This window comes from Klebsiella sp. F11, assembly GCF_056712265.1.
Map to the genome: position 1 here is coordinate 2967988 of NZ_CM160060.1, position 21092 is coordinate 2989079.

General features: G+C 61.3%; 20 protein-coding genes and 1 pseudogene. 4 read left to right on the top strand and 17 right to left on the bottom strand.

From position 1 onward, the window contains the following. Positions 1-113: 113 nt before the first annotated feature. On the bottom strand, positions 114-1082 hold the full coding sequence (locus tag AC1M2H_RS14760; RefSeq protein WP_480147892.1) for an ABC transporter substrate-binding protein: 969 nt from the start codon (positions 1080-1082) through the stop codon (positions 114-116). Next, entirely contained in the window at positions 1079-1783 is a 705-nt protein-coding gene (locus AC1M2H_RS14765) for an ABC transporter ATP-binding protein (RefSeq protein WP_480151946.1), read from the bottom strand. The genes AC1M2H_RS14760 and AC1M2H_RS14765 overlap by 4 nt, the downstream gene beginning before the upstream one ends. A gap of 211 nt (positions 1784-1994) precedes the next feature. On the opposite strand from AC1M2H_RS14765, the gene AC1M2H_RS14770 reads away from it, so the two are divergent. Next, positions 1995-2576 (top strand): flavin reductase family protein, encoded by a 582-nt coding sequence (locus AC1M2H_RS14770; RefSeq protein WP_480147893.1) that lies wholly within the window; start codon positions 1995-1997, stop codon positions 2574-2576. 117 nt (positions 2577-2693) lie between these two features. On the opposite strand, the gene AC1M2H_RS14775 is transcribed toward AC1M2H_RS14770, so the two are convergent. From AC1M2H_RS14775 to AC1M2H_RS14785, 3 genes are read right to left on the bottom strand one after another with little or no spacing between them, the layout of a single operon-like run. Further along, positions 2694-3956, bottom strand: a complete 1263-nt coding sequence (locus AC1M2H_RS14775) for a glycerate kinase type-2 family protein (protein ID WP_480147894.1) — start codon at positions 3954-3956, stop codon at positions 2694-2696. A gap of 10 nt (positions 3957-3966) precedes the next feature. Continuing rightward, a complete protein-coding gene (locus AC1M2H_RS14780) occupies positions 3967-5034 on the bottom strand; it encodes a tartrate dehydrogenase (protein WP_480147895.1) in 1068 nt (355 codons plus the stop codon). 15 nt (positions 5035-5049) lie between these two features. After that, positions 5050-6360 (bottom strand): MFS transporter, encoded by a 1311-nt coding sequence (locus tag AC1M2H_RS14785; RefSeq protein ID WP_480147896.1) that lies wholly within the window; start codon positions 6358-6360, stop codon positions 5050-5052. Between the two features lie 132 nt (positions 6361-6492). On the opposite strand from AC1M2H_RS14785, the gene AC1M2H_RS14790 reads away from it, so the two are divergent. Then, the gene (locus tag AC1M2H_RS14790) at positions 6493-7407 is read left to right on the top strand and encodes a LysR family transcriptional regulator (protein WP_480147897.1); all 915 of its coding nucleotides are present in this window, start codon (positions 6493-6495) and stop codon (positions 7405-7407) included. Between the two features lie 42 nt (positions 7408-7449). On the opposite strand, the gene pptA is transcribed toward AC1M2H_RS14790, so the two are convergent. The 3 genes from pptA to AC1M2H_RS14805 all read right to left on the bottom strand — a co-directional run bounded on the left by pptA (position 7450) and on the right by AC1M2H_RS14805 (position 9449). Then, positions 7450-7680 carry a tautomerase PptA gene (pptA, locus tag AC1M2H_RS14795; protein WP_480147898.1) on the bottom strand — a complete coding sequence of 77 codons (231 nt, stop codon included), beginning with the start codon at positions 7678-7680 and terminating at the stop codon, positions 7450-7452. A gap of 68 nt (positions 7681-7748) precedes the next feature. After that, complete coding sequence (locus AC1M2H_RS14800) at positions 7749-8366, bottom strand: glutathione S-transferase family protein (RefSeq protein ID WP_480147899.1); 618 nt, start codon at positions 8364-8366, stop codon at positions 7749-7751. 78 nt (positions 8367-8444) lie between these two features. Further along, complete coding sequence (locus AC1M2H_RS14805; RefSeq protein WP_480147900.1) at positions 8445-9449, bottom strand: LacI family DNA-binding transcriptional regulator; 1005 nt, start codon at positions 9447-9449, stop codon at positions 8445-8447. A gap of 304 nt (positions 9450-9753) precedes the next feature. Here AC1M2H_RS14805 and AC1M2H_RS14810 point away from each other — a divergent pair, with 304 nt between their 5' ends. Then, the gene (locus tag AC1M2H_RS14810; protein ID WP_480147901.1) at positions 9754-10950 is read left to right on the top strand and encodes an L-talarate/galactarate dehydratase; all 1197 of its coding nucleotides are present in this window, start codon (positions 9754-9756) and stop codon (positions 10948-10950) included. A 201-nt stretch (positions 10951-11151) separates the two neighbouring features. Then, complete coding sequence (locus AC1M2H_RS14815) at positions 11152-12462, top strand: MFS transporter (RefSeq protein WP_480147902.1); 1311 nt, start codon at positions 11152-11154, stop codon at positions 12460-12462. 65 nt (positions 12463-12527) lie between these two features. On the opposite strand, the gene AC1M2H_RS14820 is transcribed toward AC1M2H_RS14815, so the two are convergent. The 9 genes and pseudogenes from AC1M2H_RS14820 to AC1M2H_RS14860 form a co-directional block, all read right to left on the bottom strand. Next, positions 12528-13421, bottom strand: a complete 894-nt coding sequence (locus AC1M2H_RS14820; protein WP_480147903.1) for a transporter substrate-binding domain-containing protein — start codon at positions 13419-13421, stop codon at positions 12528-12530. Continuing rightward, the gene (locus tag AC1M2H_RS14825) at positions 13418-14197 is read right to left on the bottom strand and encodes an amino acid ABC transporter ATP-binding protein (RefSeq protein ID WP_480147904.1); all 780 of its coding nucleotides are present in this window, start codon (positions 14195-14197) and stop codon (positions 13418-13420) included. Before AC1M2H_RS14825 ends, AC1M2H_RS14820 begins: the two co-directional genes overlap by 4 nt. Further along, complete coding sequence (locus tag AC1M2H_RS14830) at positions 14181-15107, bottom strand: amino acid ABC transporter permease (RefSeq protein WP_480151947.1); 927 nt, start codon at positions 15105-15107, stop codon at positions 14181-14183. Before AC1M2H_RS14830 ends, AC1M2H_RS14825 begins: the two co-directional genes overlap by 17 nt. A gap of 9 nt (positions 15108-15116) precedes the next feature. Further along, a complete protein-coding gene (locus tag AC1M2H_RS14835) occupies positions 15117-15626 on the bottom strand; it encodes a GNAT family N-acetyltransferase (protein WP_480147905.1) in 510 nt (169 codons plus the stop codon). 10 nt (positions 15627-15636) lie between these two features. Further along, positions 15637-17902: pseudogene (locus AC1M2H_RS14840) on the bottom strand (NtaA/DmoA family FMN-dependent monooxygenase). A 31-nt stretch (positions 17903-17933) separates the two neighbouring features. Next, positions 17934-19055 carry a M20 peptidase aminoacylase family protein gene (locus tag AC1M2H_RS14845; protein WP_480147906.1) on the bottom strand — a complete coding sequence of 374 codons (1122 nt, stop codon included), beginning with the start codon at positions 19053-19055 and terminating at the stop codon, positions 17934-17936. Beyond that, the gene (locus AC1M2H_RS14850) at positions 19052-20053 is read right to left on the bottom strand and encodes an LLM class flavin-dependent oxidoreductase (RefSeq protein ID WP_480147907.1); all 1002 of its coding nucleotides are present in this window, start codon (positions 20051-20053) and stop codon (positions 19052-19054) included. The genes AC1M2H_RS14845 and AC1M2H_RS14850 overlap by 4 nt, the downstream gene beginning before the upstream one ends. A 105-nt stretch (positions 20054-20158) precedes the next feature. Further along, entirely contained in the window at positions 20159-20704 is a 546-nt protein-coding gene (locus AC1M2H_RS14855) for a P-loop NTPase family protein (RefSeq protein ID WP_480147908.1), read from the bottom strand. Between the two features lie 13 nt (positions 20705-20717). Next, positions 20718-20930 (bottom strand): hypothetical protein, encoded by a 213-nt coding sequence (locus AC1M2H_RS14860; RefSeq protein WP_480147909.1) that lies wholly within the window; start codon positions 20928-20930, stop codon positions 20718-20720. Between the last annotated feature and the right edge of the window lie 162 nt (positions 20931-21092).

Genomic DNA, 21092 nt, shown 5'->3' on the forward strand with positions numbered 1-21092 from the left:
CTAGCGTAACGCCAGAAATGAGTTTTTGATTCACCGTATGTTCCTGCAAGCGAGGGATTCCCCCCGCCGCGCTCGGGCCAACGCGAGCCCGGAACGGCGAGGAGAAAAGCAGATTACTGCGCGAAGAGCGTATTGAAGCGGGTCAGAACCGCCCGGCGTTCGCTGCTGCCGTCGCCGCTGGTCGGCAGAACCCTCAGCTCATTCAGCAGCGGGCGCTTCGCCGGGACGTCCGACCGCGCCGGCATCAGCCAGGCATCGGCCACCATCGCCTGACCTTCCGGCGACAGCACGTAGTCCACAAAGGCCTTCGCATCGTCAGCGTGCTGGGTGGTTTTCAGGATCATCATCGGGCGCGGCGCAATCACCGTTCCGCTGGCCGGGAAAATCACCTTCAGCGATTCGCCCTGGCTGATATTGCCGTAAGAGACGTAGTCCACCGCGCCGAATACCGCCGCCTTGGCGCCCTGCATCACCGGCGTCACCGCCTGCGCATTCGGCCCGCTGACCACCATCCCGTTCTTTTTCAGCTCGTCAAACAGCGTCCAGGCCTTATCGCCCATCCCGTTCTGCAGCCCGATCAGCAAATCCAGGGATGCGCCGGACAGCGCCGGGTCCGGGGTGGTCACCTTATCCTTAAACGCCGCCCCGGTGAGGTCGTGCCACTCCTTCGGTTCCGGCGTGCCGCTTTTGCTGTTCCAGACGATCCCCAGCGCCGAAATGCCCTGCGCCACGTAGTCGGCCGATTTCAAATTGGCCGGAACCTTGTCGGCGTTGGCGCTTTGATAGGCCAGCAGCCAGCCGCGGGCATGGAGATCTTCCGCGGTGTCCCACGAGGCGGAGATCAGCACGTCCGCCTGCGGGTTGGCCTGCTCGGCCTCAAGCCGCGCCATCACCTTACCGGTGGTGGCCTGGAAGATATTGACCTTGACGCCGGTTTTCTTTTCGTAACCGCTGGCGAGGCCTTTCGCCAACGTGCCAGGGCCGGCGGTATAAACGGTTAGCGCGTGGGCGCTGGAGATCATCGTAGCCGACAGCATCATCGCGAGCGCTGCTCCTTTCTTAAAGGTCATAATGGATTTCATGCGGGTTCCCCTGAGGATGAAGTAACAATGCGGACGGCAGCAACGCTGCCCGCCGATAAATGCACAATGCGGTCAGCCAACAGCTCTGCTTCGCGACGGTCGTGGGTCACGTAGACGGCGGTGATGCCAAGCTGGCGCAGCAGGCGGCTCATCTCGATGCACAGCGACTCGCGCAGCTCGCTGTCGAGATTGGAGAGCGGTTCATCAAACAGCAGCACGCGAGGTTCGGCGACGATTGCCCGCGCCAGCGCCACGCGCTGCTGCTGGCCGCCGGAGAGGCCGGAGGGTTTACGCTCGGCAAAGCCGGTAAGCCCGACCCGCGCCAGCGCGGCGTCGACCCGCTGCTGGCGTTCGCCGCGAGGCACCCCGCGCATGCGCAGCGGGAAGGCGACGTTTTGCGCCACGGTCATATGCGGCCACAGGGCGTAGTCCTGGAAAACCATGCCGATATCGCGCAGCTCCGGGGCCATCCCCCAGCCGGCTTTCGCCACCAGGCGGTCGCCAAAGCGGATCTCGCCGCTGGCGGGCACGGTGAGCCCGGCCAGCAGGCGCAGGAGCGTGCTTTTGCCGCAGCCGGAGGGCCCCAGCAGCGCGACGATGCTGCCCGCGTCGATATGCAGATCGATATTATTGAGAACGGTGTTGGCGCCGAAAGCGAAGGAAACGCCCTCAAGCTTGATGCCGGTAAGCGCGCGCATTATCGCCCTCCCCGTTGGGAAAGCGATGCTCTACCGGCGGTCAAAACCCGCCGGGCCGCGCCCACCTGCGATAAATACAGGGGAGCTAACATGTTGTTATCCTCTTTGGGACTTAGTGTCGCCAACTATAGGGAGCCTCGATGACGTATTGATTACAGTTTCATTGCGGCTTAACGTGTGGTCTGGCATCAGACCCATTTACCAAGGAACGCATATGAGCCGCTTTCGCCACGTCGAACTTCAGTACGCCAGCCGCCTGCTCAATCACGGCCCCACCATTCTGATAACCAGCTACGACGCTCAATCCGGTCGCCGCAACGTGATGGCCGCCGCGTGGTCGATGCCGGTGGAGTTCGCGCCGCCGCGCGTCGCCATCGTGGTCGATAAGAGCGCCTGGACGCGGGAGATAATTGAGCGCAACGGGATCTTCGGCATCGTGGTGCCGGGAGTGGCCGCCGCCAGCTGGACCTACGCGGTCGGCAGCATCAGCGGGCGCGACGAGGATAAGTTCAACGCCTACGGTATTCCGGTAGTCAAAGGGCCGGAGCTCGGGCTGCCGCTGATTGAAGAGAAGTGTCTGGCGTGGATGGAGTGTCGGCTGCTGCCGGCAACCGCCGCCCTGGAGCAGTACGACACCCTGTTTGGCGAAGTGGTTTCCGCCGCCGCCGATGAGCGCGCGTTCGTCACCGGGCGCTGGCAGTTCGACGACGATAAGCTCAATACGCTGCATCATCTCGGCACCGGCAACTTTGTCGCCAGCGGCCGGCACGTGCGGGCGAACACGCCGGAAGAGTAGCGCCGGTCAATTTTCCTGAGCTCCTGAAAGCGGAGGCCGGGCGAGGACTTTTTATGCGTTTACCGTCGATTCGCTCCCTGGCCGTCGCTGATGACGCCGCGACCAGGGTGCGTCGGGTCAGGTAATGATAATCGCCCGAATATCGTTAACGTTGGTCAACGTTGGGCCGGTGATAACCAGATCATCCAGCGCGGCAAAAAAGCGGTAGCTGTCGTGGGCGCGCAGCATCGCCCTGGCATCCAGCCCGGCCTGCCTGGCGCGCGTCAGCGTATCCGGGGTGACGATGGCGCCCGCGGCATCCTCGGTACCGTCGATACCGTCGCTGTCGCCCGCCAGCGCCCAGATCCCCTCCTCGCCCTGCAGCGCGCAGGCCAGCGCCAGCAGAAACTCGCTGTTGCGCCCGCCTCTCCCCGCCCCCTCAGGACCGATGGTCACCGTCGTTTCCCCGCCGCTCAGCAGCACCGCCGGGGGACGCAGCGGATAGCCGTGGTGCTTCACGGACCGGGCAATCCCCGCCATCATCACTCCCAGCTGCGCGCTCTCGCCCTCCAGCGCATCGCCAAGGATCAGCGGCGTATAGCCCAGCGCGCGTGCCCGTTCCGCCGCCGCCTCCAGCGCGCCGGAAGGGGTCGCAATCATGCGAACCTCGCTGCGGATATCCGCCGCCGTCACCGCGGGGCGCGGAGTATGTAGGCTATCCAGCACCGGCGGCGGCAGAGTGAGGCCATAGCGAGCCACGATCTCCAGCGCCGCCTGCGGGCTGCTGCTATCCGCCACCGTCGGCCCGGAGGCGATGGCCTGCGGCTCGTCCCCCGGCACGTCGCTAACGATCAGCGTCACGACCTGCGCAGGCATCGCCGCTAGCGCCAGCCGGCCGCCTTTAATATCGGAGAGCTGTTTACGCACGATGTTCATTTCCGTAATCGTCGCCCCGCTTTGCAGCAACGCGCGGTTGACCGCCTGCTTGTCCGCCAGAGTTATTCCCTGGCGCGGCAGGGCCAGCAGCGCCGACCCGCCGCCGGAAATCAGGGCGATAACGCAGTCATCGGCACGGAGATTTTTCACCTGCTCCAGCACCAGCATCGAGGCCATTTCGCTCATCGAGTCCGAGACCGGATGCGCGGCTTCAATGATGCGAATCTTCTGCGTCGCCACGGCATGACCATAGCGCGTGACCACCACCCCCTGCATATCGACGTCCGGCCATGCGGCCTCCAGCGCAGCGGCCATCGCCGCGCTGGCCTTTCCGGCGCCGACCACAATGCAGCGCCCGCTCGGTTTATCCGGCAGCTGTGCCAGAAGAACGGCATGCGGGTCCGCGCTGCGCACGGCGGCGGTAAACAACGTCCTGAGTTCATCGGCTATCCGCGTGTTGCTCATGGCGCCTCCTTTAGCTAGCCTGAATCGCCTGCACCACCGCCGCGGTCACTTCGCGGGTGGTGGCCTGGCCGCCGACGTCCGGGGTGGCGATCCCCGCCGCGCACACCTGTTCAACCGCCCGCATCAGGTGCGCCGCCGCCGCGGCTTCGCCGAGATGTTCCAGCATCTGCGCGGCGGTCCAGAAACTGGCCACCGGGTTGGCGATCCTTTTGCCGGTGATATCGAAGGCGGAGCCGTGGATCGGTTCAAACATCGACGGGAAACGGCGCTGCGGGTCGATGTTGGCCGTTGGCGCAACCCCCAGACTTCCGGCCAGCGCGCCGGCCAGGTCGGACAGGATATCGGCATGCAGGTTGGTCGCCACGATGGTATCCAGCGATTGCGGCTGCAGCGTCATGCGCACGGTCATCGCGTCCACCAGCATTTTATCCCACTGCACGTCGGGGAACTCCTGAGCCACTTCGGCGGCAATTTCGTCCCACAGCACCATCCCGTGACGCTGGGCGTTCGATTTAGTCACCACGGTCAGCCGTTTACGCGGGCGGCTCTGCGCCAGCTGGAAGGCATAGCGCATAATGCGGGTGACGCCGGTGCGGGTGAAAATCGCCACTTCGGTTCCCACCTCCTCCGGCAGACCGCGATGGGTGCGGCCGCCGTTGCCGGAGTATTCACCTTCCGAGTTTTCGCGGACGATGACCCAATCCAGAGTGCCCGCTTCGGCATGACGCAGCGGCGACTGAATGCCGGGCAAAATGCGCGTGGGGCGGACGTTGGCATACTGATCGAAGCCCTGGCATATCGGCAGGCGCAGCCCCCAGAGCGTAATATGATCCGGGACATCCGGCGCCCCCACCGCGCCGAAGTAAATCGCATCGAACGCTTTTAGCTGCTGCAGGCCATCCTGAGGCATCATTACGCCATGGGCTTTGTAGTAATCCGACCCCCACTCAAAGGTATGAACTGAAAACTGAATGTCGCCCTGGCGTTTTGCCACGGCGTGCAGTACCTCAACGCCGGCGGAGATCACTTCCGGGCCAATGCCGTCAGCAGGAATAGCGGCGATAGCGTAATTTTTCATATTAGATTCCTTCAATTAATGGTTTTCACGATGGGTTAATGGCGTGTCGAGGGGCCGGCTGCGCGCCTTCCCCGACAGCAAAAAGACGATGAGCGAAGAGATCACCAGCAGGGCGGCAACAAAGTACAATCCCCATGTAAAACTGCCGGTCTGTTCTTTAATCAGGCCAATCATAAAGGGGCCGACAAAGCCGCCGAGATTGCCGATCGCGTTGATCGTGGCGATACCGGCCGCCGCGGCGGAACCGGAAAGAAACAGGGTCGGCATACTCCACAGCGGTGGTTTAGCGGCGCTAATCCCGCAGTTGACCAGCGTCAGGGCGCACAGCACGGTGAGTATCGTTCCGGCATTACCGGCAAACCACAGCCCTACCGCGGCCAGCAGACAGGCGGCGATCGCGTGCCAGCTGCGTTCGTTGGTTCTGTCGGAATGCTGCGCCCACAGCACCATTGCCGCCACCGCGACGACCGCGGGCACGGCGTTAAGGAAACCGATGGTCAGGTCGGATAAACCGAGGGTTTTAATGATCTGTGGCGACCAGATCCCGAGGGTATAGAGCCCGGCGGAGGTGCCGAAATAGACCAGCGAGAGCGCCAGGACACGCTTATCCAGCAGCCCCCGGAGAATACTGTGGTGCCCGCCGGGCGCTTTACGCGACTGCTCTGCCGCCATCGTCGCCGTCAGCCAGCCGCGCTCCTCTTCCGTCAGCCAGCGGGCCTTTTCCGGTCGGTCGGTTAACCAGAACAGCACCACCACGCCAAGCACCACCGCCGGTACCGCCTCCAGCAGGAACATCCACTGCCAGCCGGTCATCCCCAGCAGACCATGCATCTCCAGCAGCGCCGCGGAGACCGGCGAGCCCAGCGCGGTGGAAATCGGCGCGGCCGCCATAAAGATTGCGGTAACCTGCGCCCTTTTTTGCGCGGGGAACCAGTAGCTTAAATAGAGAATGATCCCCGGAAAGAAACCAGCTTCCGCCACGCCGAGCAAAAAGCGCAGGCTGTAGAAACTGGTGGAGCCCTGCACGAACGCCATCGCCCCGGAGACCAGCCCCCAGGTGATCATCACCCGGGCGATCCAGATGCACGCGCCGACCTTGTGCAAAATCAGGTTTGAGGGGACTTCGAAAAGAAAGTAGCCGAGGAAAAAGATCCCAGCGCCGAAACCAAATACCGAGGGAGAAAAACCGAGATCGCTGTTCATGGTCAGGGCCGCGAAACCAATATTGACGCGGTCGAGAAACGAGATGAAATAGAGCAGCATGATGAAGGGTACGATGCGCAAGGTAATTTTGCGCAGCACCCGTGTTTCGAGTTCGCAGGTCATGTGAGGTTATCCTCTGTCATTATTTTGTAGGGTATGCGGCCTGTTGCCGTCGTGATGAGTATGCAGAGATTTGTTGCGCGATCATTCGCTTAGGTTTATACAAAAAAAAGCAATAATCGAGAGGATGACCCTATGGAGCTACACCAGTTACGCTGTTTCCTGGCGGTAACGGAGACCCTGCATTTCGGCCATGCCGCGCAGCAGCTGGCTATGCTGCCGTCAGCATTGGGCAGGCAAATTAGGCTTTTAGAAGAAGAGCTTGGCACCCGTCTGTTCACCCGTTCCACCCGGCGGGTGGCGCTAACGGAGAACGGCGTCATGCTCCGCGGAGAGGCGCGGAAACTGCTGGCGCACGCCGATGCCATTATGTTGCAATTTCGTCAAAATTCGCAACGTACTCCGGGGCTGCTGCGGGTGGGCGCCATCGATAGCGCGGCCATCGGGCTGGTGCCGTTACTGTTGCAGCACTTTCGCCGCCAGTATCCGCACATTGAGGTGCAAATTTATGAAGATAAAACCGTCAGCCTGCTGCCTAAGCTTAAGAGCGGGCGGCTGGATATCGCGTTTGTCCGTCCTCCCGTACATTTCGACGAGGCATTCGCCCAGCGCTTCCTCTGCTATGAAGCGGCCATCGTCGCCCTGCCCGCTAACCATCCGCTGGCGACGCGCGAAGTCATCAGTATTGAGGAGCTGGCCGATGAGCCGATGATTGTGCCTGAGCGCCGCTCCCGCCCGCACAGTTATGATTTGACTATTAATTTATTCCAGGACGTGGGACTACAGCCGACGATTACGCAGGTGGCCGATGAGAAACAGACCATTATTAATCTGGTCGCTGCGGGCTTAGGCCTGGCGATTGTGCCGCAATGGAGCCGACGTTTTTCCGTCAGCGGGGTGACGTTTGTCGCGCTGCTGGCGAACAAGCGTCCGGGACTACCGCTGGCGGCAATGTGGCTCAAGGAGACCGAGGATGAGGTCCGCGCGGCGATGCTGCGCGTCCTGGCTTCGCATCCTGAGCTATATGCCGAGATCGGCACCGGGGTATAGCCCGGAAATGGGCGGACACGATACCGCCCTCCGGGACAGGGTTTATGCCATGCTGTAGCCGGGTTTTTTAATCAGCTGCGCCATCTGCGGGGCGATTTCGCTGTCCCACACCTGCTGCCAGTCGCTCGGGTCAACCTGCTTGAGGGCCACGCTCACCGAGCTGTCCTTACTGTTCAGGTGTTGTACCAGTACGGCGGTGATATCGGCGGCCAGCGCCGCTTTTTGCTCATCATTCAGCTCGCGAGGAAAACACTTAATATCAACATGCGGCATAGCAGACTCCTTATTGTCAGAACGATAAAACTAGCACAGCCCGGGCGCGTCGGTTTTCATTTTGTGCTTTAAATCAGCTCGTTGCGGCGCAGCACCGGCTCCAGCTCGGCGCGTTGATAGACGGCATCCGCAACGGCGACGAATTTCGGCATGTGGGCGTCGAACCACTCCCGCCCCGGCCCCCACGAGTACATAACCGCGATATAGCAGTCCAGCAGGCTTATCCGCTCGCCCAGCGCGTAGGGCCTGGCGACGAGCTGCTGCTCCAGCCACAGGTATAGCGACCGGCGATAGTGCACACAGCTTTCCCGCAGCTGCTGTGGGGCATCCGCCGTCCAGCGCTCCGGGTAATCCGCGTAGGTGAAGGTGGGATAGACGTTGGCGACCAGCCAAATCAGCAGGCGCTGAAACTGATGCCGCTGCGGCGTTCCGGGCTCGGGCGCCAGGTCAGGCCGCTGGTCGAGGATGGTTAAAGCAATCGCGGCAGATTCGCTCATCACGCTGCCGTCCGCCAGCTTAAGGGTCGGTACCTGACACAGCGGGTTTATCTGCATCAGTCTATCGCGCTGCGGCCCGGGTTTATCAAAACCTTCAACGTTAACAAAGTGGTACGGAATTTCGGCCAGCGTCAGCATCAGCTCGCTGATTGCCGACCCCCAGCCCGGTACGCCATAGACGGTGATCATGTTCGGCCTCGACGGTAAACGTCTGGTATCGGGTGAAAGCCGGAAAAAAAGCCCGTCGCGTGCTATTTAACGGCATGCCTACGCCGACTCTCGTTCCAGCAAATGATAGCCCAGATCGATGATCGCTTCCCCTTCCCCCACGCCTTCAATGCGGTCGGCGAGGAGCCTTGCCGCCTGTTCGCCAATCGCATGGCGATCGACGCTCACGGTGGTAATCGCCGGTCGGTTGCTGGCGGCAAAATCCAGATCGCCGAAGCCCATCACCGCTAAATCCGTCGGCACGCGCAGGCCGCGGCTTTCGGCCTCCATTATCGCCCCCTGCGCCAGGGTATCGGAGCTGCAGACGATAATATCGAACTCGCCGGCGTCAAGCAGCTGGGCCAGGCCGCTGCGGCCCAGCGCCAGCGAGGCGGGAAGCGGCACTTCCGCCTGAGGCGTATCGCTCATACCGCCTTTGACCAGCCGGGCGCACAGCCCCTGCTTACGCAGCGCCGCTCGCGCATCCCCTGCCCACAGCAGCCCCGGGCGCCGGTAGCCCTTCTGCAGCAAAAACTCGCCTATCGACTCGCCAACTTTTTCATGCGAAAAGCCCACCAGCATATCCAGCGGCGTCGGGGTCAGATCCCAAATTTCCACCACCGGGATCGCGGCGTTGAGGATGGTTCTCTTTAACGCCGGCGCATGCTGAATGCCGGTCAGCACGACGCCATCCGGGCGACGGGAGAGCAGGGTTGCCACCAGCTCCGCTTCGGTCTCCCGACTGTAGCCCGCCACGCACAGCAGCATATGGTAGCCGCGCGCCGCAAGGGTATCGCTCAGGGCCTGGATGGTATCGACAAACATATTGTTGTTGATTTGCGGAACCACGACGGCAATCAGCCGGCTGCGGCGTGAAGCCAATCCGCCGGCCAGCGCATTGGGAATGTAGCCCGTGGCTTGCACCGCCTGCAGCACCTTTTCCACCGTTTTTGGCCGCACCAGCTGCGGCGCGTTCAGCGCCCGACTGACCGTCATTGATGATAGCCCCGCCGCGCGGGCAACATCATCCAGCGTCGGCACGCGCGTCGGTTTTCTGCTTTTCACGACTAAGCCCCTGTGTTGAGTCGTTCCCAGCGGGCATTATTGATGATGCCCCAGCCAATTGCCAGCGCCCGCCCGCGCATCCGCATGAGAATCAACAGCCTGAGAGATATAATGTTATCGCTATCATTAATAATTGTGCTATTTCACAGACTCTTTTGGATCGTGATGTCACCTGCATAATTTTACCACTAATAACCTAAAGTTGTGATCGTTTGTACAAATTAAACGCACTCCTGTGGTCGAAAAGAAAAAGCTGGATTAAAAATGTTAGCGCAAACATTTTATAACCAATAAGGAACATGTCATGACCGCCAGCGCCAATTCCAGCTCCGTGACCTACGCCAAAACCACCGGCGTCAAAACCGCCGCCGAAACCGGAGACCGCATTGAGCACGTTAAGCTCTCCCTGGCTTTTCTCCCCTTAGCCACGCCGGTCAGCGATGCCAAAGTCCTCACCGGGCGGCAAAAACCCTTGACCGAAGTCGCGATTATCATCGCCGAAATCCGCTCCCGCGACGGTTTCGAAGGGGTAGGCTTTAGCTATTCCAAACGCGCGGGAGGCCAGGGGATTTACGCCCATGCCAAAGAGATTGCCGATAACCTGCTTGGCGAAGATCCCAGCGATATCGATAAGATCTACACCAAACTGCTGTGGGCGGGCGCCTCCGTCGGGCGCAGCGGCATGGCGGTACAGGCCATCTCTCCGCTTGATATTGCGCTGTGGGATATGAAAGCCAAACGCGCCGGGCTGCCGCTGGCGAAGCTGCTCGGCGCCCATCGCGATTCGGTGCAGTGCTACAACACGTCAGGCGGTTTCCTGCATACGCCGCTGGATCAGGTGCTGAAAAACGTCGCCATCTCGCGGGAAAACGGCATCGGCGGGATCAAGCTCAAGGTGGGCCAGCCGAACACCGCCGAAGATATCCGCCGCCTGACGGCGGTGCGTGAAGCGCTGGGCCCGGATTTCCCGCTGATGGTTGACGCCAACCAGCAGTGGGACCGGGAAACCGCCATTCGTATGGGGCGTAAAATGGAGCAGTTTAACCTGATCTGGATTGAAGAGCCGCTCGACGCCTACGACATTGAAGGTCACGCGCAGCTGGCCGCCGCGCTGGATACGCCGATTGCTACCGGGGAGATGCTGACCAGCTTCCGCGAACACGAACAGCTTATTCTCGGCAACGCCTGCGACTTCGTCCAGCCGGATGCTCCGCGCGTCGGCGGTATCACCCCCTTCCTCAAGATTATGGATCTGGCGGCGAAGCATGGCCGCAAGCTGGCCCCGCACTTTGCGATGGAAGTGCATCTGCACCTCGCCGCCGCCTACCCGCTTGAGCCCTGGCTGGAGCACTTCGAGTGGCTGAACCCGCTGTTTAACGAACAGCTAGAGCTGCGCGACGGGCGGATGTGGGTATCGGAACGCCACGGTCTGGGCTTCTCCCTGAGCGAGCAGGCGCGCCGCTGGACCCAGCACAGCTGCGAGTTTAGCCAGCGCCCCTGATGCTTGTGCAGGCTACTTTCCCGGACCGGGAGCGAACGCGCCGGGTCCGGGCTGGCGGATAAGCGAATCCCCCACCATTCCGTAGTCCGGTCAGCTCATGACCGGGGATAGGTTATTAACGACCGGCGGGAGCCCCTTCATCCCTCCTCCCGCTCCTGACTTGCTGTACCCACATCACCAACCCTGAAACGGAGTTGAAAAGTGAATACACAATTAAAACGCAGCAACGTGCGCTACGGTATTTTATTATTTCTTTTTTTGGCCACCGTATTTAATTATGCCGACCGCGCCACGCTGTCGGTCGTCGCGCCGATTATGAGTAAAGAGCTCGGATTCGATCCGGAGGCTATGGGCCTGGCTTTTTGCGTATTTGGTATTTCTTACGTGATAATGCAAATCCCCGGCGGCTGGCTGCTGGATAAATACGGCTCGCGGCTGGTGTACGGCTGCGCGCTGATCGGCTGGTCGGTGGTGACTATGTTTCAGGGGACCATCTTCCTGTTTGCCAGCCCGCTGGTGGTACTGGTTATTCTGCGCCTGATGATGGGCGCGATAGAGGCCCCGGCCTTTCCCGCCAACAGCCGCCTCAGCGTGCAGTGGTTCCCAAATAAAGAGCGCGGATTTGTCACCTCGGTATATCAGGCGGCGCAGTATATTTCGCTGGGTATTATCACGCCGCTAATGACTATTATTCTGCATAATTTAAGCTGGCACTATGTTTTCTATTATATTGGCGCCATCGGGGTGATCCTCGGGACATTCTGGCTGGTTAAGGTTAAGGACCCGCTACATCACCCGAAAATAAACCAGCAGGAGCTTGAATATATTCGCGAGGGCGGCGGCGAACCGGAATTAGGCAGCCAAAAAACGCAGCGGAAATTAACCCTCGCGCAGATCAAAAGCGTGTGCGTAAATCGCATGATGATCGGCGTCTATATCGGCCAGTTCTGCGTCACCTCCATTACCTGGTTCTTCCTGACCTGGTTCCCGACCTACCTTTACCAGGCGAAGGGAATGTCGATACTGAAAGTCGGTTTTGTCGCCAGTATTCCGGCCATTGCCGGGTTTATCGGCGGCCTGCTCGGCGGGCTGTTTTCCGACTGGCTGCTTAAGCGCGGCCATAGTCTGACCGCGGCCCGCAAGATACCCGTTATCTGCGGCATGCTGCTCTCCTGCGTCATCGTCGTCGCTAACTATACCGCTTCTGAGGCCGTAGTTATCGCCGCCATGAGCCTGGCCTTCTTTGCAAAAGGCTTTGGCAACCTCGGCTGGTGCATCCTCAGCGATACGTCACCGAAGGAGATGCTGGGCATCGCCGGCGGAGTCTTCAATATGTGCGGCAACCTCGCAAGCATCATCACGCCGCTGGTCATTGGGATCATTATTGCCAATACCCACTCGTTTGATTACGCCATTCTCTACGTCGGCTCGATGGGCGTGCTCGGCCTGCTCTCCTATCTGTTTATTGTCGGGCCGCTGGATCGTATCAACCTGACGCCTCGCGCGGCCTGATTCTCAAACCTGGCGAGAGTTCGCCCCCGCTGTTTCGCAACACACTCCTGCGAAACAGCGGCTTTTTAGTAGGTAATCCCCGGCGGATTAACCACCGACTGCGTCACCGCCTCCCCCTGCTCCCCCCAGCGCGCCAGCACCTGCTGGTACTCCCCGCGGGCGATCGCCCCGTCGAGCGCCGCCTGCAGCGCATAAACCAGGCCGCTACCCTTTTTGGTGGTGGTGGCAACGTAAGCTTTTTTCGGCCCCAGTCCGACGACTTTTGTCGTACCGGTCAGCGCCGCCTTATAGGCCGCCACCGACTGCGGGCCAAAGAACACATCGGCGCGCCCGGACTGAATATAGAGATTAGCGGAGGCGTCATCGGTCAGGTACACCGGCAGCGCCGGCTGGCGCCCCGCCGCTGCGTTCTCGGCGTTCCAGCCGAGCAGGATACGCTCCTGATTGGTGCCGGAACCGACGATCACCTTACGCCCGGAGAGATCCGCCGCGCCGCTCACCCTGGCGATCGGACTGGTCGATTTCACGGAAAAGGCCAGCGAATCGACGCGGTAGGTGGCGAAATCGAATTTCTGCTTGCGCTGCTCGGTTACCGCGATATTGATCAGCGCCACGTCGTAGCGCCCGGAGGTGATGCCCAGCGGCCAGTCCTCCCACGCCGTCGGCACCAGCCGGAGCTTGAGCCCGAGGCTGCCGGCCAGCAGGCGGGCGATATCCGGATCGCTGCCGATGCGCGTGCGGTTATCGCTCGCCAACAGCGCCAGCGGCGGTGAATTCAGCGCCGAGATCGCCACCGTCAGCGTCCCGGGCTCAACGAAGCGATAGTTCGCCGGGATCTGCGCAATCGCCCGGCTGTCCGCCGTCACTGGCAGCGGCCGCTCGTTGGCCTGCAGGTCAATGTCCGCCTGCGCCCCCAGGGGGAGAATGCCGATCGTTAACGCCAAAAGTCCTTTTCTCATGCCGGAAGCACCTTCGATAAAAACTGCCGCGTGCGCTGATGCTGCGGATGGTTAAGGACCTCATCGCTGCTGCCCTGTTCAATGATTTTGCCATCGACCATAAAGACCACCTGGTCGGCGACCTCGCGGGCAAAACCAATCTCATGCGTCACCACCACCAGCGTGGTGCCGGAACGCGCCAGCTTCTTGATAACGTCAAGCACTTCGCCCACCAGCTCCGGGTCCAGCGCCGAGGTCGGTTCGTCAAACAGAATCACCCGCGGCTTGAGGGCCAGCGCCCGGGCGATGGCAATGCGCTGCTGCTGACCGCCGGAGAGATGCCGCGACCAGGCGTCGGCTTTGTTGCGCAGCCCCACCACGTCAAGCAGATCGTAGGCCTGCTCGATGGCCTCCCTGCGGCTGGCCCGCCCGTGGGCGATCGGCGCTTCAATCAGGTTCTCCAGCACCGTCAGGTGCGGGAACAGATTGAAGTTCTGAAACACGTAGCCGACGTTCACCCGCTGGCGGAGGATCTCTTTCTCCTTTAGCTCGTAGAGCCTGTCGCCCTCGCGACGATAGCCGATATAGTCGCCATCGATCTGGATAAAGCCTTCGTCGACCCGCTCGAGGTGGTTAATGGCGCGCAGCAGGGTGGACTTCCCGGAGCCGGAGGGCCCGAGGATCACCGTCACCGTGCCGGGCGCGATCTCCAGTGAGACATCGTCCAGCGCCTTATGGCGGCCAAAATATTTGCTGACGCCGGTAATCGAAATGTGGCCGTTATGAGAGTTGGGCATGGATGGACTCCTGCGGCTGCGATGAACGAGAAGGTTCGGCCATGCGGCTGCGGCGCGGGCTGTTCACCGCCGAGCGGCGCTCGCTGCGCGCCAGCGCGCGTTCGACCAGGTATTGAATCAGCGACAGAACGCTGGTGATCGCCAGGTACCACGCCGCCCCGACCATCAGCAGGGGGATCACTTCCTGGGTGCGGTTGTAAATCATCTGGATGGTGTAAAACAGCTCCGGCATCGCCAGGACGTAGACCATCGCCGTCCCCTTGGCGAGGCTGATAATTTCATTGAAGCCGGAGGGTAAAATGGTGCGCAGCGCCTGCGGCAGAATAATGCGCAGCGTACGCCGCCACGCCGGCAGGCCGAGCGCCGCCGCCGCTTCATACTGACCATGATCGACGCCGAGGAAGCCGCCGCGAATAATTTCAGCGGTATAGGCGCTCTGCACCAGCGTCAGGCCGACCACCGCGGTGGAAAACTGCCCCAGCACGTTAATGGTTTGATAGCTGCCCCAGCTGATGCTGGTAAACGGGACGCCGAGCGACAGCGTGTCGTACAGATAGGAGAAGTTATAGAGGATGATCAGAACCACGATCAGCGGCAGCGAGCGGAACAGCCAGATATATCCCCAGGCCAGGCTGCTCAGCAGCCATGAAGAGGAGAGCCGAGCCAGCGCCAGCAGGCCGCCAAAAATCACGCTCAGCACGGTGCCGAGCAGGGTCAGCAGCAGCGTCTGCCCGAGGCCTTCCAGGATCACCGGATCGAAGAACCAGCGCGCAAACACCGCCCACTCCCAGCGCGGGTTAAAGGCCACCGACTGCACGACGACCGCCAGCACCAGCAGCGCCAGCACCGCCCCGACGGCGCGCAGCGGATAGCGCGCCGGGATAACTTTTATTGTTTCTGCTGTTTTCATCATTTCTCCTCAGGCGCTCTGGCCAAGCGCGCTAACCGCCAGCGCCTTGCTAAACCGCAGCCGGCCGTCAAAAGGCGGCTGGCTGTACTCTTCCGGGTTGCGGTCGAGATCGAACTGCGGCTCATAGCCCTGGCTAAGATAGAGCTTCACCGCCTCCGGCTGGCGAAAGCCGGTGGTCAGATAGATATGGCTATAGCCCGCCAGCAGCGCCCGGCGCTCCAGCTCCCGCACCACCTTCGCCGCCAGCCCCTGCTGGCGCAGCGCGTGGTGGGTCCAGATGCGCTTAATTTCGGCGGTATTAGCGTCCTTCGGCTTATAGGCGCCGGTGGCGATAATCTCGCCCTCGCGCTCAAGCACGATAAACAGCCCCTGCGGCGCCAGATACCATTCGGTTAGCTCAACTTCGGCATCGCGGGAAAAATAGTCCCCGTAGCGCGAAGCGTACTCGGCAAACAGGCCGTCAATAACCGGCTGCAGCTCGGGGGCCTCGGGTGAAACATCGCGGAACAGGTCGCTCATGCTGACTCCTTTAATCGCCCAGTCCGGCCGGGTTAATCTCTGACTGCGGGATGCTCTCGACGCCTTCCCCCCAGCGGCTAAGCACTTTGCCGTAGTCGCCGCTGCGGATGGCGCCGTTTAGCGCCGTCTGTACCGGGGTGACCAGGCCGCTATCCTTTTTCACCGTCACGGCGATATGGGCCGCCTTCGGCCAGCCGCCGTCGACGCTGCCAATCAGTTTGGTTTTGCCGGTTAGCGCCGCTTTCCATGCGCCAATCACGTTGGGGCCAAAGAAGGCGTCGGCGCGGCCGGACTGGATCGCCAGGGTCTGAGCGGCGTCATCTTTGGTATAGACCGGGGTAAAAGGCTTCAGCCCCTTCTTGAGGTTTTCCGCGTTCCACGCCAGCAGAATGGCTTCCTGGTTGGTACCGGAGCCGACGATAATGCGCAGGCCGGCAATGTCCTCCGCCTGGTCAATTTTGCTCAGCGGGCTGCTGCTTTTGACGTAGAAACCCAGCGAATCCTTGCGGTAGGTGGCGAAATCAAACTTCTCTTTGCGCTCTTTGGTCACCGTAATATTGCTGATCGCGGCATCATATTTGCCGGAAACCACGCCGAGGGGCCAGTCTTCCCACGAGGTCGGAACCACGTTCAGCTGCAGGCCGAGGCTATCGGCCACCAGGCGGGCGATATCCACCTCGCTGCCGAGCAGGGTTTTGTTATCGTCGGAAAAGACGGTGAGCGGCGGCGAGTTCAGCGCCGCTACCGCGACGGTGAATTTCCCCGGCACCGCGAGGTGCAAATCCTTCGGCAACTGAGCGATAGCCTGCGGATTTTTTGCCGTATGAACCGGCGCCTTATTGGCTTCGATGCTGACCCCGGTGCCGTTGATATTGACGTTCTGCGCCCACGACGAAGCGCTGGCGGCCAGGGAGAGCGCGAGGATAAGTGACTTTTTGTGCATAGCGGCGGTTCTCTTATTATTGTTGTTGGAATTGATTGACCGGCTCGGCCAGCCCTAAGCTTGCGCGCAGCGTGGTACCGGGATACGCCTCGCGGAACAGCCCCCGTTGCTGCAGAATGGGCACCACCTGGTCAACAAAGCGCGGGAAGGCGTCCGGCATGCCGCCCTGGATAATAAAACCGTCGGCGGCCCGCCGTTCGAACCACGCCTGCAGACCGTCAGCGACCTGCTGCGGGGTTCCGGAAAAGCGCGGACGCGGGCTGGAGGCTTCCAGCGCCACCTGGCGCAGGGTCAGGCCGCGCTCGCGGGCGTTGCGCTTAATCTCATCCGTGGTGCTGCGGAAGCTGTTTTGCCCGAGATCGCCGATATCCGGGAACGGCTCATCAAGCGGATACTGCGCAAAGTCGTGATGTTCGAAATAGCGTCCGAGGTAGTTGAGGGCATCCTCAATCGACACCAGCGCGGCGGTGGTCTGATACTGCTGCTCCACGTCTTCGGCGCTATCACCCACGATGACGCTGACGCCCTGGAATATATGCAGCTCATCTTCCTGGCGGCCGTACGCCGCGAGCTGACCCTTAACATCGCGATAAAACGCCTGCGCCTCCTCGAGCGATTCCTGATGGGTAAAAATGGCGTCGGCGTGGCTCGCCGCCAGCTTTTTACCATCATCAGAAGCGCCCGCCTGAAATATAATGGGACGCCCCTGCGGGGTGCGGGCAATATTCAGCGGACCGGCAACCTTAAAAAAGTCGCCATGATGATCGAGAGTATGCAGCTTATTTTTGTCAAAGAACTGGCCGCTGGCCTTATTGCGCACGAAGGCGTCCTCTTCCCATGAATCCCACAGTCCTTTAACCACCTTTAAATATTCATCCGCAATGCGATAACGCAGCGCGTGGTCGGGGTGCTGAGCGCGGGAGAAGTTTTTTGCCGAGCCCTCCAGCGGGGAGGTGACGACATTCCAGCCCGCCCGGCCCTGGCTGAGATGATCGAGGCTGGCGAACTGGCGCGCGGTGGTAAAAGGCTCGCTGTAGGAGGTTGATAGCGTGCCCACCAGGCCGAGGTTGCGGGTTACCGCCGCCAGGGTGGAGAGCACCGTCAGCGGCTCAAAGCGGTTTAAAAAATGTGGGATTGATTTTTCATTAATATACAGGCCGTCGGCAACAAATATAAAGTCGAGTTTCCCCTCTTCCGCTTTAAGCGCCGTTTGTTTAACAAACTCAAAATTAATACTGGCATCCGCCTGCGCTAGCGGATGACGCCAGGCGGACATATTTCCCGAGGCGCCATGTAATATCGTGCCAAGACGCAGCTGTCGTTTTTCAGACATAGTTCACCCTTCCCTTGCCGATAATTAAAATTTAAATTTGCTGTAAGGCCCGTTCTGCCAGACTCGCAAAATAGCGCGCCGCCGGGGCGATTAAATTCTCATCCGGATTAAAGCCGGGATGGTGGAGACCGAATTCGCTGGCGCTGCCGATGCTGACGAAGGCGCCGGGAATATGCTGCAGGTAGACGGCAAAATCTTCCCCGCCCATATGCAGGTCCGCGTGATGGGTGCGGTAGCCGACGTCGTCGGCAACCTCGCGGGCAAACGCCGCCCAGCGCTCATCGTTGACCAATGCCGTGGGCCCGGCGTACCAGAAAACGTCAATCTGCACGCCAAAGGCGCTGGCAAAACCAGCGGCGATTTCGCTCACCCGCGCCTTTACCCGCTGCTGCACTTCGCTGCTGTGGGTGCGTAATGTTCCCTCCAGCTCCACGCTCTCCGGCAGAACGTTCCAGGTGTTGCCGCCCTGGATCCGCGTCACGCTCAGTACCACCGAATCGAGGGTGTTCACCTCGCGGCTGGCGACGCTCTGCAGCAGGGTGACCAGCTGGCTGGCGAGCAGAATGGCGTCTTTGCCTTCGTGCGGCCGCGCGGCGTGGGCGCCTTTGCCGGTAACCTTAAAGACGAAGCGATCGACGTTGGCATAAAAGGCGCCGCCGCGGGTCGCGAATTCCCCCACCGGCAGCCCCGGCTCATTGTGCATGCCGAAAATAGCCGTCACCCCTTCGAGGGCGCCGGCGCGGATCAGCGTTTTGGCGCCGCCAAAATTCTCTTCCGCCGGCTGGAACAGGATCCGCACCCGGCCCGGCAGCTGCGCTTCGCGCTCTTTGAGCAGCAGCGCGGCGCCCAGCATCACGCTGGTGTGGATGTCGTGGCCGCAGGCGTGCATCACGCCTTCGTTTTGCGAGCGATAGACCAGCCCGGTCGCTTCTTCGATCGGCAGCGCATCGATATCCGCCCGTAGGGCTATTACCTTCTCGCCGCTGCCCACCTCCACCACCAGGCCGGTTTTCAGCTCGTAGGGCAGCGGGCGCAGGCCGCCGCTTTCCAGCCAGTCGCGGATACGTGCGGTGGTGGCCACCTCCTGCAGAGAGAGCTCCGGGTACTGGTGCAGCTCGCGGCGCCAGCGGATCAGCTGTTCAGCGAAGCTCATGGCAGCACCTCCGCGCCCAGATGGGCCTGAGCCAGCAGGCGCAGCGAATTGAGCCGCGCCGGCCCTTCGGCGATCGGCGTGTCGATAATAAACTCGTCGATGCCCCACTCCGCGTGCAGGGCGTCCAGCTGCGCTTTAACCTCATCGGCGGTTCCGGCCAGCAGGGAGGATTCGCGGCGGGCGATACGCGTCGGCGCGCTGCCCGCCTGGCGGGCAAAGGCGATGCCCTGGGCCTCGCTGCCGACGGTCACCCGCTGGCCGTTTTCCAGTTCGACGCCCCAGACCTCAACCTGCCGCGCCAGTTCGCGCGCCGCCGCGCTATCCTCGGCGACGATCGCCTGCACGGCGATAATGGCGTCCCGGCGGCTCAGCGTCCGCCAGCGGGTCAGCACCTCGCGCAGCAGCGCTTTATCACCATTAAGGTGGGCGGCAAAGACAAAGTTCCAGTCCAGCTGGGCGGCGAGCCGGGCGCTCTCAAGGCTGGCGCCGAGCAGGAAACCCTCCGCCCGCCGCGGCGGGATCGGCGTGGCCCGCACGCTCTCTTCGCCTTCAGCTTCGGTCAGCGACAGCCAGTTATCGAGCTGCGCCAGCTGGTCGGCAAAGGTGCCTTTATCTTCCTGATTCAGCCCCTGCTGCAGCGCGCGGGTAGAGAGCGGCAGGCCGCCGGGCGCTTTGCCGACGCCAAGATCCACCCGCCCCGGCGCAATAGAGGCCAGCAGGTTGAAGTTTTCCGCGACTTTATAGGGGCTGTAGTGCTGGAGCATCACCCCGCCGGAGCCGACGCGAATCTGCCGGGTCTGGCCGAGGATCCAGGCGATCGCCAGCTCCGGCGACGGGCTGGCCAGCAGATCGGTATTATGGTGTTCGGCTAGCCAGAATCGATGATATCCCCAGGCTTCCGCCTGTTGCGCGAGGGTTAAAGTTCGCGCCAGCGCCTGGGCGGCGGTCTCCCCGGCCGCAAGCGGACTTTTATCCAGAATACTGATTCGATAAGACATTTTGCAGACTCGTGTTAACTAACATGTCTGCATTATTAGAATCTGGGGCAGCGGCTGAGAAACAATTTATTTACATGTACTCTGCCGGAAAATAGATATACCGGCTTAACGCTGAGCAGATTGCGCCGCCAGCTGGCGGAGAAAATCCTCCGTCTGCCGCGGGTTGCGCAGGCGCACAAAGCGAATGTGCCGATACGCCGGGTCGCTCATATCAGACTGATAGCGCAGGCGATTTTGCTTCCAGGTTTTGATGGTCCACCAGATAATGGATTCGCGGCTAAAAAAGGAGCGACGGAAGCTCTCGCGGTTGCCGGTTCCCGGCCACAGCTCCTGATGGCGGCTGGCGCGGGCGGCGGCGCGGCACACCGCCTGGCGGAGCGTGCGGCAGAATCCGTAGTCGAGCCAGATAACCAGATCGACCTCGCGCCACTTGACCTCGCGGCTGCGGTTATAGTTGCCGTCCAGCACCCAGCCGGGGGCGTCGATGGCGGCGGCAATCTTTACGAAGAACTCCTCGTCCGGCGTACCCTGCCACTGCGCCAGCCAGTAGAGGCGGTCCATTTCGATACAGGGAAGCGCCAGCTGGCGGGCAAGCCGCCGGGCGAGGGTCGATTTGCCAACGCCGCTGGTCCCTACTACGTTGATTTTCATCGTCTGCGCTCAGCTATGTCTTGTTGTGGGCTGAGAATAATAGCCGACAAACGGCCGCTCCGGGTGATGAAAATATCGGCGCCGCCCAGCAGTCCTGATAGCGCTCGCCGCGCACGTGTTCCAGCCAGGTGACCACGCCGCCGTTTTCCGCCTCGGCGATGGCCACATCCGCCCCGCCGCCGCCGGTATTTCCCCGCCTGCGGACAATCCATAACGTTGAAGCCATTGATATATAAGCAAGTGCGGTGCAAACATGTTTTGCGTGCGTCACTATCACGTTGCGTGTAGGATGCTGCGCCATGCTCTGCTTATCTCCTACGCCAGAATGATGAGAAAGCCAGCATAACGTGCTGCTAATCGGCGGCGCGGGGAACCACTCATGGACATT